Here is a 12,351-nt window from a genome sequence, read left to right as displayed (position 1 = left end):
CGACTCTGTCCTCAACTGACTAGATAAAAAGTTACAAGATCCTGGATTCGATTAATTACGGCTCGCGGAATTGAGCGATAGTACGTCAATCCGGTCGCCGCTCAGGCGGATTTGTGCCGGCTGGCCTTTTTGTTCCGGCGGCAAGCCATTCTCGAAAGTGCGGTAGACGCCGGCGATGGATACCAGTTCGGCCTCCATGCTGGCGGCAAAGATGCGCGCCGAGGTATCGCCGCTGGCGCCGGCCAGCGCCCGTCCGCGCAGCGGCGCGTAGACATGGATGCTGCCGTCGGCAATGATTTCGGCGCCATTGTTGACGGTGGCGGTGATGACCAGGTCGGCGTCGCGCGCATAAATCCGCTGCCCGGCGCGTATCGGCGTATCGATGATCATGGTGCTGGCGGCTGCCCTGGGAGGCGGCGCGGCAACCGGTGCGGCTGGCGGCGGAGCGGCGGCCGCAGGCTCCTGGCGGGCGGCAACGACATGATCGATGCTCAGGCCGCTGGCGACGATGCCGGCTTCCATTTCCGCCGGGGCATTGCGTACGGCAACTGCGTTCAGGCGATATTTTTTCAGCAGCTCTATCAGTTGCGACCAGTCTATGGGCGAGCGGTCCGGCCCCAGTGCGGCAACATCGATGACGGCAAATTCGTTGTCAAAGAAATCGGCGCTGCCGCCGGTCATTTCCTGCAAAGCGGCTTCCAGCGCCATCGGATCTGAATCATGCAAGATGGCGGATACGGCCACCACGGTAGCAATTTTTATTTCAATCGGCTTGCGGGATTTGTTTTTGAGCATAAAGCAGTGAGGTGTATGGGCAACCAAGGCGGAAAGTACTGACGGATTGGCTTATAGAGCGTTTAGGCGGCAATTGGTTCGCTTATTAGTCTGCTTAAAGGTGTATAAAATATTGTCTTGTTTTGCGATCTTACCAAATCTCGGGAGAAGATCACGAAAAAAGCATTGCCCGCCTGTTGTTCTTCCATGCCGCCGTGCCCGGCCTGCGCCGCGGATTCCCACGCTTTGCGGAGCGCTGGAAATGCAAAAAGGGCTTAGCCGAAGCTAAGCCCTTTTTCTGTTTTTGGTGGCCCGGGGCGGAATCGAACCACCGACACAAGGATTTTCAATCCTCTGCTCTACCGACTGAGCTACCAGGCCAAGGGACAGGAGTATAGCAAAACATTTTCGATCCGCAAAGCCCCTTGTTGAATCTTCTTGAAAAAACTTTGCGTTGCTCAATTTGTGGGCGGCAACATCATGCTCGATCAGTGGAAAACCATATTTAACGGGGCCTGCAGGGCTTTGCAAGCGTAGTCGCTATAATGGCGAAATGAAAGATATCGCATCAATCTCGAAAAATACCGGCGCCGCGCCGACGGCGAAATACGATATTTGCATCGTGGGCAATGGCGCTGTCGGCAAGGCAGCGGCGCTGGCCTTGGCGCAAGCGGGCTTGCGCGTTGCATTGCTGGGAATGCCGGCGCCGTCCGCATCAGCCGCGGCGCCCGATGCCTGGGACACGCGCGTGTACGCGTTGAACCATGTGGCGCGCAGCTTGCTGTCGACAGTCAAGGTGTGGGATGCCCTGGATCCGGCGCGAATAAGCGCGGTGGAAGGGATGGCGATCAAAGGCGGCACGGATAGCGCGGCTGGCAACCTGGCGTTTGACGCCTACAATGCGCGCGTCGATGCGCTGGCCTGGATTGTCGAAGACAGCAACCTGAACCAGGCGCTGGACGCGGCGCTGAAATTTTCCCCGAATGTGCATCTGCTCAGCGGCCGCGCCAAGGCGCTGCAAGTGGATGCGGACACAGCGTCCCTGCAGCTGGAATCGGGCGAGGCCATCAGCTCTGCCCTGGTTGTCGGCGCCGACGGCGCGCAATCCTGGGTGCGCAGCCAGTGCCAGATCGGGATCGATTACCGTTCGTACAAACAGCGCGGGGTGGTCGCCAATTTTGCATGCGAGCGGCCGCATCACGGTGTTGCTTATCAATGGTTTACCGAAACAGAAGGGATCGTTGCCTTGCTGCCTTTGCCCGGGCAGCGGGTATCCCTGGTCTGGTCGGCGCCGGAGGCCCTGGCGCTTGAACTGTTGGATGAACCTTTGTCAGAACTGGCCGCACGCCTGACCTCGCTGGCCGGCGACAAGCTGGGCCAATTGCTGCCGCTGCAGCCGGAGCTGGCGCAGGCATTTCCATTGTCCTTGCTCAAAACCCATTCGATGGTGGCGCCGCGCGTCGCCCTGGTCGGGGATGCCGGCCATGTGGTGCATCCATTGGCGGGGCATGGCATGAACCTGGGTTTCGGCGATGTCGCCGCCCTGGTCCAGGTGCTGGCCGAGCGCGGCGGCCATCGCGATTGCGGCGATGCCGGCGTGCTGGCGCGTTATGCGCGCGCGCGCAAAGAAGAAATACTCTTGATGCAGGTGATGACCGATGGATTGGAGCGGCTGTTCGGCTTCGATTTCGGGCCGTTGCGTTTGCTGCGCAATACCGGGTTGAACTTGCTGGATAAAGTGCCGGTCTTAAAAAGACAATTGATGGCCCACGCCTTGGGTCGGACAGCTGATAAAGAATAACTGGAACAACGATGAAAAAAACAAGCGTGATGTTGGTGGCTTTGCTGGGACTGTGGGTAAGCGCCGCCGGCGCCGAGACTCCCCAGGAAAGCGCGGTCAAGAAGCTGATAGAGCCGCGCCTGGGAGATAACGTCAAGGTTGATGAAGTAACCAAGACTCCTTATTCCGGTTTGTTTGAAGTGCGTGTCGGCAACGATATCTTTTATACCGACGCCGCTGCCAAGTACGTGTTCGTCGGCCGCATCATGGACGCGCAGACCTCGCGCGACTTTACCAGCGAGCGGGTAAATGAGCTGAGCAAGGTCAAGTTCTCGGACTTGCCGCTGGACCTGGCCATGAAAAAGGTCAAGGGCAACGGCAAGCGCGTGATCGCAGTGTTCGAAGATCCCAACTGCGGCTATTGCAAGCGCTTCCACAAGACTACCTTGCAGGAAGTCGACAACGTTACCGTGTATACCTTCTTGTATAACATCCTGGCGGACGATTCCGCGGTGAAGGCTCGCAATGTCTGGTGCAGCACCGACCGCAACAAGGCCTGGACCGACCTGATGGTTGACGGCAAGGCCGCCACCGCCGCGCCGGCAGCCTGCCAGGCGCCGAACGACAAGGTATTGGCGCTCGGCCAGAAGCTGAACGTGACCGGCACGCCGACGATCATCTTCGCCGACGGCTCCCGCACGCCAGGCTGGATCGATGCGAAAACCATGGAAGCCAAATTCAGTACGTTGAAATGAACCAGGCGCCTGCCATCCGGCGGGCGCGACTTTTTTCCTAGCCTGCCATGAGTGGTCGACCATATAGCGGACAAATCATCGGCCTGCTGCTGGCTGCCGGCCGCGGCCGGCGTTTCGATCCCAGCGGTGTGTGCAGCAAATTGCTGCAATCGTTGCCGACCGCTGCGGGTCAGACGGTGCTGGCGACGGCTGCCGGCAATCTGGCGGCGGCGCTGCCGACATGTGTCGTCTTGCGTAGCGACGCGCCGGATCTGGCCGCACAGGTTGCCTGCTATGCCTGGGTGCCATGCGCAAGCGCGGATGACGGCATGGCGGCGTCGCTGGTGTGCGGCCTGGAACAGACCGCGGACGCCGCCGGCTGGGTAATCGCCCTGGCTGACATGCCCTATGTGCAAGCAGCAACCATCCAGGCCCTGGCATCGGCATTGCGCCAAGGCGCCGACATCGCGGTGCCGACCTATCTCGGCCGGCGCGGCAATCCGGTCGGGTTCAGCCGCAAGCATTTGCCGCAGTTGCTGGCCCTGCAGGGCGACCAGGGTGCGCGCGGCTTGTTGCAATCGTGTCCTGTCGTCGAAGTGGCGGTGGACGATCCCGGCATCCACCAGGACATCGATACCGTCGCCGATATACGACAATCCCCGGCCTGAAGCCCGCAATCCGCCGCTCTTTTCAACGCCAGGCGACCGAGGCCGGACCTATCATGCGCAATCCCGCTACACTATCGTCTTTTTGCGCCGCCAGCGCTGTCCTCCCTGACGAAGTCACCAGATGAATCCACATTTCCTGAACAAACGTATTATTCATTTACTCGGTTATGCCGGATTGATTCCGTTCGTGCTGCTGACGCTGGCATGCTGGCTGGTCAGCACCGACTGGCTGCGCGATTTCATTCGCGGGCAGCTGGCCTATGGCATCGCCGCCTTGTCTTTTCTCGGCGGGATCCACTGGGGCGCGGTGGTGCTGCGGGCCGACCTGTCGGCCGACCAGACAAAGAAAGCCTTGGTCTGGGGCGTGGCGCCGACCAGCATCGCCTGGTTCTCGACCATGGCCGGCGGTTTCGGCTTCGCTTTGCTGATTGCCGGGTTCATCGCCGCTTACCAGGCCGACAAGCGCTTGTTCCCATGGTACGGCTTGCCGGCCTGGTTTATTGAATTGCGTTTCAGATTGACATGTGTGGCGGTGGCGGCGCTGATGCTGACCGTGATTGCCGGGAATGTCCGAGGATAAATGATGAAGAAAAATACTGCAAAGCCAGGCGCCAAGCCGTCAAGCGCCAAGTCCGCCCGCGGCGGCCTAAGCTACAGCATCGTCGCAGCCGATCCTGCCGCCCACCTGTTCGCCGTTACCCTGAGCATTGCCGAGCCGGCCGCGGTGGGGCAGATCGTCGCCTTGCCGGCCTGGATCCCTGGCAGCTACATGATCCGCGAATTCGCGCGCAATATCGTACAGATCCGCGCCGAGTCGAACGGCCGCAAGATCGCTCTCAAGAAACTCGACAAGCACTCCTGGCAAGCGGCGCCATGCGACGGGCCGCTGACCTTGCACTACCAGGTGTACGCATGGGACCTGTCGGTGCGCACTGCGCACCTGGACCAGACCCACGGTTTCTTCAACGGCACCAGCGTATTCCTGCGCGCGGTCGGCCAGGAACATGCGCCGCATATCGTGGATATCCAGCGTCCGCAAGGCGACACCTATGAAGCGTGGCGCATCGCCACCGCACTGCCGACGCTGAAAGCCAAGCGCGGCTCTTTCGGCAGCTATGTCGCCGCCAACTACGACGAGCTGATCGATCATCCGGTTGAAATGGGTACCTTCCAGCTGGCGACTTTCAAAGCGCACGGCGTGCCGCACGAAATTGCGATTACCGGCAATGTGCCGAACCTGGACCTGGCGCGCTTGAGCGCCGACCTGAAAAGGATCTGTGAAACCCAGATCAGCTTCTTCGAACCGGCCGGCAGCAAGTTTGCCAAGCGCGCACCGATGCAGCGCTATGTGTTCCTGACGCTGGCGGTGGGAGACGGTTATGGCGGCCTTGAGCATCGCGCTTCCACCGCACTGATTTGCGCGCGCGCCGATTTGCCGGTCAAGGGACAGGCGGAAATGAGCGATGGTTACCGCACCTTCCTTGGCCTCTGCAGCCATGAATATTTCCATACCTGGAACGTCAAGCGCATCAAGCCGGCAGCGTTTGCTCCCTACGACCTGCAGGTCGAAAACTACACGCCATTGCTGTGGCTGTTCGAAGGTTTCACCAGCTATTACGACGACCTGATGCTGCTGCGCAGCGGCCTGATTGACCAGCCCGCCTATTTCAAGCTGATTGAAAAAACCATCAACGGCGTGCTGCTCGGCAGCGGCCGGCATAAGCAAAGCGTGGCCGAATCCAGCTTTGATGCCTGGGTCAAATATTATCGCCAGGATGAAAACGCGCCAAACGCGATTGTCAGCTATTACACCAAGGGCTCGCTGGTGGCGCTGGCGCTGGACCTGACGATCCGTAGCGAAACCAAGGGCCGCAAATCGCTGGACGACGTGATGCGCGCCCTGTGGCAAAAGTACGGCCGCGATTTTTATGCCGACAATGCATTGAGCGGCCGCGGCGTCAGCGAGAGCGCGGTCGAAGCCTTGTTCGATGAAGTGACCGGCCTCAAGCTGAAGCGTTTCTTCGATCGTTATGTGCGTGCAACCGATGATCTGCCGCTGGCGAAATTGCTGGCGCCGACCGGCGTCGTGCTGGCCGACAGCCGCAAGCCGGGCAAACCGTCGCTGGGCGTGCGGACCGCGCGCAATGGCGGCGACACCAGGCTGGCGAACGTCTACGAAGGCGGCGCCGCGCATCGCGCCGGGTTGTCGGCGGGCGACTTGCTGGTGGCGATTGAAGGCATCCGGGTGAGCAATAACCTTGAGGCGCTGCTGGCGCGCTACCGGGTTGGCGATAGCGTCGTCATCCATGCTTTCCGGCGCGATGAACTGATGACGTTCAAGGTCAGGCTGCTAGCCGACAGCACGCCGCAGGTCGGCTTGAAGGTGGAGGCAAAACCAGCGCTGGTGCCGGCATTGCGCACCGCCTGGCTGGCAGGGCGCAGCGGTCGTTAAGCGTTATATCTGATGGGAAACAGAAGGCCGGAGCTGTTTGTCCGGCCTTTTTTTTAATCGGCTTTCAAGCCATTCCAGCGCGGCGTCAGCGTGTGCTGCACAGCGAACAGGTCCAGCACGCGTCCCAGCGTATGGTCGACCATTTCCGCAATGCTTTGCGGCCGGTGGTAAAAGCCAGGCAGGGGCGGGAAGATGATGCCGCCCATTTCAGTGACGCTGGTCATGTTGCGCAGATGCGCCAGGTTGAAAGGCGTTTCGCGCACCATCAGGACCAGCCGCCGGCGCTCCTTGAGGACAACATCGGCGGCGCGCGTGATCAGGTTGTCCGACAGGCCGTTGGCAACCGAGGCCAGGGTTTTCATCGAACAGGGCGCGATGATCATGCCGTCCGATTGAAATGAGCCGCTGGCGATGGCTGCGCCGATATCGCGCACATTGTGCACCACGTGCGCCAGCGCCTCGACTTGCTTACGCCGCATCTCCAATTCCTGGTGCAGGTTCAGCACGCCGGCATCGGAAATCATCAGATGGGTTTCGACGCCGGGCATCTCGCGCAGCAACTGCAGCAGCCGCACGCCGTAAATCACGCCGGTGGCGCCGGTGATGCCGACAATCAGGCGGCGCGGCGGCTGGCTGGCGTCTGCGGCTGGGCGGCTGGACGAGACCACGTAGGGTCTCAGGCCTTCAGCAAGGTTTGCAGTTCGCCGGACTCGAACATCTCGTTCATGATGTCGGAGCCGCCGATGAATTCGCCGTTGACATAGAGCTGCGGAATGGTCGGCCAGCTGGAATAGTCCTTGATGCCTTGGCGCACGGTCGGGTCTTCCAGCACGTTGACGGTGACGATGTTTTCAGCGCCGCTGGTCTTCAACAGCTGGATGGCGCGGCCGGAAAATCCGCATTGGGGGAATTGCGCGGTTCCTTTCATGAACAGCACCACTGGGTTGCTGGTCACGGTTTCCTTGATCCACGCTTGTACATCGCTCATGGCAATACCTTAAAAAGTTTCAGAATACCGCCATTATATGAAAAAGGCTGTTGTGCTGCTGGCGAGTCTGCGGCTGCAGGTGGCTCCATGGCAATATTTGGCCGGGGGCGCCCCGGCGGAAGTACGGAACTGTGGTGAATTCCGCACTTGTCAAGAGATTTTGACGAAAGCGCCAAGTCCATGTACAATCTCAGGTTCTCCCGATTCCGCCCAGCGATTTCAAGCTTTTCCGTCGCTGAATATGGTGTTTTAGGAAAGAAATTTTTTTAATAGTCTTCAATCATTTCGATGAGGTTTCATATGTACGCGGTCATAAAAACCGGTGGCAAACAATATAAGATTGTTGCCGGCGAAAAACTCAAAATAGAACAGATACCTGCAGACATTGGCACCGAACTCACTATTGATCAAGTGCTCGCAGTTGGCGCTGGTGACACCATTAAGTTTGGTGCACCGCTGGTCGAAGGTGCTACGGTGTCGGTTAAGGTATTGGCGCAAGGTCGCCACGATAAAGTCAAGATCTTCAAAATGCGTCGTCGTAAGCATTATCAGAAGCATCAAGGCCATCGTCAAAATTACACCGAAATTCAAATCGTTTCGATCAACGCTTAATTGCGTCGGTTGACTTAACCAGATACCAGGAGTTTTAAATGGCACATAAAAAAGGCGGCGGCACTACGCGCAACGGCCGTGACTCAGAGTCAAAGCGACTTGGCGTCAAGGTCTACGGTGGCCAGGCGATCAACGCCGGCGGCATCATCATTCGTCAACGCGGCACCAAGACGCATCCAGGCGAAAATGTCGGCATGGGCAAGGATCACACCCTGTTCGCACTGATCGACGGCAAAGTACAATTCGTAACCAAGGGCGCTACCCAGCGTAACTACGTTACTGTCGTAGCAGCTTAAGTTTCTGTAAGCGTCGACACAGGCAAGGCGTCAGCCTTGCTGCGAAAGGCTCTGCCGCTGGTGGAGCCTTTTTAGTTTCTGGTCGTAAAACACTGTTCAGGCAAGCCGGAGCATGCAGCGTGTTTACTCCGCCGGCGATGGCTTATGCCTGAAGCAATGGCATTCTTGCAATGCAGGCTCGGACCTGGGCTGCAACGATGGCCAAAAATCGGTAAAGTTACCTGTGTCTTTCAATAAGAATTTAACCTCCAACCTCATTAGGACCTTCGAATGAAGTTTATAGATGAAGCAAAAATCGAAGTCATTGCCGGCGATGGCGGCAATGGGGTTGCGAGTTTTTGCCGTGAAAAATTCCGCCCGTTCGGCGGCCCTGACGGTGGCGATGGCGGCGTAGGCGGCAGTATCTGGGCCGTGGCCGACCGCAACATCAACACGCTGGTCGATTACCGTTTCTCCAAGATGCACCGGGCTGGCCGCGGCGAAAACGGCCGCGGCTCGGATTGCTACGGCAAGGGCGCCGACGATATCAAGCTGCGCATGCCGGTCGGCACGCTGATCGTCGACGTCAACACCGGCGAAGCGATTGCCGACCTGACCGATCACGGCCAGGAAGTCTTGCTGGCCAAGGGCGGCGAGGGCGGCTGGGGCAATATCCATTTCAAATCCTCGACCAACCGCGCGCCGCGCCAGAAAAGCGACGGCAAGGAAGGCGAACGCCGCGAATTGCGGCTGGAGCTCAAGGTGCTGGCCGATGTCGGCCTGCTGGGGCAGCCGAATGCCGGCAAATCGACTTTCATTACCGCGGTGTCGAATGCCCGTCCGAAGATCGCCGATTACCCGTTTACCACGCTGCATCCGAATCTCGGCGTAGTCCGCGTCAGCCACGAGAAAAGCTTCGTGATCGCCGACATCCCGGGCCTGATCGAAGGCGCGGCGGAAGGCGCGGGGCTGGGCATCCAGTTCCTGAAGCATTTGCAGCGTACCGGCTTGCTGCTGCACATCGTCGACCTGGCGCCGTTCGAAGACACGGTTGATCCGGTCAAGGAAGCCAAGGCGATCGTCAAGGAACTGAAGAAATACGATCAGTCGCTGTTCGACAAGCCGCGCTGGTTGGTGCTCAACAAGATCGACGTGATCCCGGAAGGCGAACGCGTCAAGCGCGTCAAGGACTTCATCAAGCGTTTTGGCTGGAAAGGCCCGGTATTCGAGATTTCCGCGCTGAACCGCGACGGCTGTCCAGAACTGGTGACGGAAATCTACGGCTACCTGGCCGAGAAACGCCAGCAGGAAACCCGCTCGGAAGAAACGCATATGGTGGTGGAAGCGCAATCCATCCTGTCCATCGATCCGGACGATCCTCGCTTCAAGATACTCGACTAAGCAAGTATCCGGCACCGGTGGCTGAGGGGAAATCGATCCCTCTCGCCATCGGTCTATTTTTTTCCCGCCACCTTGTGCCTTCAACCGCCGAGGCACGATAGATAAAAATATGAATTCCGTCATTCAAAAAGCCAAGCGCATCATTATCAAAGTCGGATCTTCCCTGGTAACCAATGACGGCAAGGGGCTGGATGCCGGCGCCATCGCCAAATGGGCGGCCCAGATCGCCGAGTTGCGGGCGATGGGCAAGGAAGTCGTGCTGGTCAGCTCCGGCGCTGTTGCCGAAGGCATGCAGCGCCTCGGTTTCGACAAGCGGCCGACCAGCATCGATGAATTGCAGGCGTGCGCCGCCGTCGGCCAGATGGGCCTGGCGCAGATCTATGAAACCAGCTTCCGCGCCCACAATATCCGCACCGCCCAGGTATTGCTGACGCACGCCGACCTGGCCGACCGCGAACGCTACTTGAACGCCCGCTCGACCTTGTTTACCCTGCTGCGCTTCGGCGTGGTGGCGATCATCAACGAGAACGACACCGTGGTCACCGATGAAATCAAGTTCGGCGACAACGACACCCTGGGCGCACTGGTCGCCAACCTGATCGAAGGCGACGCCCTGATCATCCTGACCGACCAGAAAGGCCTGTACACAGCCGATCCGCGCAAGGACCCGGATGCCGAATTCGTGCATGAAGCCAAAGCCGGCGATCCGGCGCTGGAAGTGATGGCGGGCGACGCCGGCAGCAGCATCGGCCGCGGCGGCATGATTACCAAGATCCTGGCCGCCAAGCGCGCCGCCACCTCGGGCGCCCACACAGTGATTGCCTGGGGCCGCGAAGACGCGGTGCTGACCAGGCTCGCCGGCGGCGAAGCCATCGGCACGCAATTGAATGCGCAGACCGCTCAACTCACCGCACGCAAGCAGTGGATGGCGGATCACTTGAAAACCGCCGGCAAGGTCGTGCTGGACGCCGGCGCGGTGCAGAAATTGCGCAACGAGGGCAAATCGCTGCTGCCGATCGGCGTAACCGCGGTGTCCGGCGAGTTCGGCCGCGGCGACGTCATTACCTGTACCGATATCGACGGCCACGCCATCGCGCGCGGCATCAGCAATTACACCAGCTCGGAAGCGCGCCGCATCATGCGCCATCCGTCGGCGGAGATCCAGTCTATCCTGGGTTTTGTCGAAGAATCGGAATTGATCCATCGGGACAACATGGTTCTGCTCTAAGCGGCAAGACCGGCGCCCCGGATAAAAAAACGGCTCCGCAAATTGCAGGAGCCGTTTTTACATGCGGGCGGCCGATCCGGTCAGCTACCTTGTTTGATCGGGCGATTGCTGCGCAGCCTGCTGCGTATATCCTCAACCTTGCCGGCGATCATGCCATCCTGGCAAAGAAAGTCTTTGGCCAGGGCCGCATGCTGGCGGTTTCCCGACAATTCGCTGATCTGCTTCCAGCCGCTCAGGCGCGCGCGCGACCAGTTGCCGTCTTTCTGGCCAAATGCATATGACTTGTTCTCGTAGGTCTGGCAGCGAATCCCTTCGTAGCTGATGTTTTCAGCACCGCCCTGGCTCTTGCTGACTAACGTGTAGCGGACCACGCCGTCGCTGCCGGTCGATATCGAATTGACATCGATGAAGAAATTCATGGTGGCGGTCGGACTGACATAGAACGACACCAGGTTGGCCGCTTGCGGCTGCGGCGGGATTTCGGTCTTGATTTCTTGCCAGGATTTGCCGTCGTCGTAATCATCATCGGACATGCCTGAATTGCTGGAATTCGCACCGGTGCTGGGACTGAACAGATCACCAGCGGCTTGCGCATGGGTTGCCGCACCCAGCAACAGCAGGCCGGCGGCAAGTAGCTGCGATATCTTGTTTGTAACGGAAGGACGAAAGGCAAAAGCCATAAAGATGCTCACTTCTTTTCGGGTTCGGCACAGGCCGGAGGGGATTCAGTCGATGCGCGCGGCCCATGGCCGGTACGCAGGTGACGGGCGTGATGCGGGGCATTTTGCAGCGGGCGCGTCAGGAAACGTGATAATTCTTGCAAGGCGCGCTGGTAGACATCCCTTTTGAATTCGATCACGACATCCAGCGGCACCCAGTAATCATGCCAGCGCCAGGCGTCGAATTCCGGGTGTTCGGTGAGGCGCAGGTTGACGTCGCAGTCGCGTCCCACCATGCGGAGCAGGAACCAGATCTGCTTCTGGCCGCGATAATGTCCACGCACGTCGCGCTTGATGAAATGATCAGGCACTTCGTAGCGCAGCCAGTCGCGGGTACGGCCGATGATCTTGACGTGTTCCGCCTTCAGCCCGATTTCTTCCTCGAGCTCGCGAAACATTGCCTGCTCCGGGGTTTCACCGTATTTGATACCGCCTTGTGGAAATTGCCACGAATGTTCACGCACGCGCTTGCCCCACCAGACTTCGTTCTGGGTGTTGAGCAAGATAATGCCGACGTTCGGGCGAAAGCCTTCACGGTCAAGCATGTTGTTACCTCAAAACTTTCTGCGGCGAGACGGCGCTACTGCGCATTTTGCTAGATATTCTGCTAGATTTCTTGCTTGCCGTCGTCATTGAGGAGCAGGTTCATGGAGCCGCCATGGCTAGGCGCAAGGCTCTGTCCTCGCCCGACTAGGCGCGCAATCTGTCCTTGCCGGTAAC

General features: G+C 59.2%; 14 protein-coding genes and 1 tRNA gene. 9 read left to right on the top strand and 6 right to left on the bottom strand.

Translation table 11 applies throughout. The features are described from left to right. Positions 1-51: 51 nt before the first annotated feature. Together minC and BM062_RS11775 are read right to left on the bottom strand one after the other, a co-directional pair. Positions 52-795: a septum site-determining protein MinC gene (gene minC / locus BM062_RS11780; RefSeq protein ID WP_092397011.1), complete on the bottom strand. Its 744-nt coding sequence runs from the start codon at positions 793-795 to the stop codon at positions 52-54. Between the two features lie 284 nt (positions 796-1,079). After that, a tRNA-Phe gene (locus BM062_RS11775) sits at positions 1,080-1,155 on the bottom strand. Between the two features lie 172 nt (positions 1,156-1,327). On the opposite strand from BM062_RS11775, the gene BM062_RS11770 reads away from it, so the two are divergent. The 5 genes from BM062_RS11770 to BM062_RS11750 all read left to right on the top strand — a co-directional run bounded on the left by BM062_RS11770 (position 1,328) and on the right by BM062_RS11750 (position 6,408). Then, positions 1,328-2,575: an FAD-dependent monooxygenase gene (locus BM062_RS11770; RefSeq protein ID WP_092397009.1), complete on the top strand. Its 1,248-nt coding sequence runs from the start codon at positions 1,328-1,330 to the stop codon at positions 2,573-2,575. Positions 2,576-2,586: 11 nt separating this feature from the next. Continuing rightward, positions 2,587-3,309 carry a DsbC family protein gene (locus tag BM062_RS11765; protein WP_092397007.1) on the top strand — a complete coding sequence of 241 codons (723 nt, stop codon included), beginning with the start codon at positions 2,587-2,589 and terminating at the stop codon, positions 3,307-3,309. 47 nt (positions 3,310-3,356) lie between these two features. Continuing rightward, positions 3,357-3,956, top strand: a complete 600-nt coding sequence (locus BM062_RS11760) for a nucleotidyltransferase family protein (protein ID WP_092397005.1) — start codon at positions 3,357-3,359, stop codon at positions 3,954-3,956. Positions 3,957-4,077: 121 nt separating this feature from the next. Continuing rightward, positions 4,078-4,536: a DUF3429 domain-containing protein gene (locus BM062_RS11755; protein ID WP_092397003.1), complete on the top strand. Its 459-nt coding sequence runs from the start codon at positions 4,078-4,080 to the stop codon at positions 4,534-4,536. Positions 4,537-4,539: 3 nt separating this feature from the next. Beyond that, complete coding sequence (locus BM062_RS11750; protein WP_254785048.1) at positions 4,540-6,408, top strand: M61 family metallopeptidase; 1,869 nt, start codon at positions 4,540-4,542, stop codon at positions 6,406-6,408. Positions 6,409-6,461: 53 nt separating this feature from the next. Here the strand turns inward: BM062_RS11750 and BM062_RS11745 are convergent, their stop codons facing one another. Both BM062_RS11745 and grxD read right to left on the bottom strand, forming a co-directional pair. Next, positions 6,462-7,076 (bottom strand): UbiX family flavin prenyltransferase, encoded by a 615-nt coding sequence (locus tag BM062_RS11745; protein WP_092397001.1) that lies wholly within the window; start codon positions 7,074-7,076, stop codon positions 6,462-6,464. Between the two features lie 8 nt (positions 7,077-7,084). Next, positions 7,085-7,396 carry a Grx4 family monothiol glutaredoxin gene (grxD, locus tag BM062_RS11740; protein ID WP_092396999.1) on the bottom strand — a complete coding sequence of 104 codons (312 nt, stop codon included), beginning with the start codon at positions 7,394-7,396 and terminating at the stop codon, positions 7,085-7,087. Positions 7,397-7,696: 300 nt separating this feature from the next. Between grxD and rplU the strand changes: the two genes are divergently transcribed. From rplU to proB, 4 genes are all read left to right on the top strand, one after another. Next, positions 7,697-8,008 carry a 50S ribosomal protein L21 gene (gene rplU, locus BM062_RS11735; protein WP_038493216.1) on the top strand — a complete coding sequence of 104 codons (312 nt, stop codon included), beginning with the start codon at positions 7,697-7,699 and terminating at the stop codon, positions 8,006-8,008. A gap of 38 nt (positions 8,009-8,046) precedes the next feature. Continuing rightward, positions 8,047-8,304 carry a 50S ribosomal protein L27 gene (rpmA, locus tag BM062_RS11730; protein WP_014007873.1) on the top strand — a complete coding sequence of 86 codons (258 nt, stop codon included), beginning with the start codon at positions 8,047-8,049 and terminating at the stop codon, positions 8,302-8,304. Between the two features lie 270 nt (positions 8,305-8,574). Continuing rightward, complete coding sequence (gene obgE, locus BM062_RS11725) at positions 8,575-9,684, top strand: GTPase ObgE (protein ID WP_092396997.1); 1,110 nt, start codon at positions 8,575-8,577, stop codon at positions 9,682-9,684. Positions 9,685-9,793: 109 nt separating this feature from the next. Further along, positions 9,794-10,912: a glutamate 5-kinase gene (gene proB / locus BM062_RS11720; RefSeq protein ID WP_092396995.1), complete on the top strand. Its 1,119-nt coding sequence runs from the start codon at positions 9,794-9,796 to the stop codon at positions 10,910-10,912. Between the two features lie 80 nt (positions 10,913-10,992). Here proB and BM062_RS11715 read toward each other — a convergent pair whose 3' ends face one another. Together BM062_RS11715 and BM062_RS11710 are read right to left on the bottom strand one after the other, a co-directional pair. Beyond that, positions 10,993-11,592 (bottom strand): CNP1-like family protein, encoded by a 600-nt coding sequence (locus tag BM062_RS11715; protein ID WP_092397177.1) that lies wholly within the window; start codon positions 11,590-11,592, stop codon positions 10,993-10,995. An 8-nt stretch (positions 11,593-11,600) separates the two neighbouring features. Further along, the gene (locus tag BM062_RS11710) at positions 11,601-12,176 is read right to left on the bottom strand and encodes an RNA pyrophosphohydrolase (protein ID WP_092396993.1); all 576 of its coding nucleotides are present in this window, start codon (positions 12,174-12,176) and stop codon (positions 11,601-11,603) included. Between the last annotated feature and the right edge of the window lie 175 nt (positions 12,177-12,351).

The organism is Collimonas sp. OK412, from assembly GCF_900112135.1.
Classification (GTDB): Bacteria; Pseudomonadota; Gammaproteobacteria; order Burkholderiales; family Burkholderiaceae_D; genus Collimonas; species Collimonas rhizosphaerae.
Note: the sequence above shows the minus strand (reverse complement) of the source record. Positions and strands in the feature narration are given on the sequence as shown.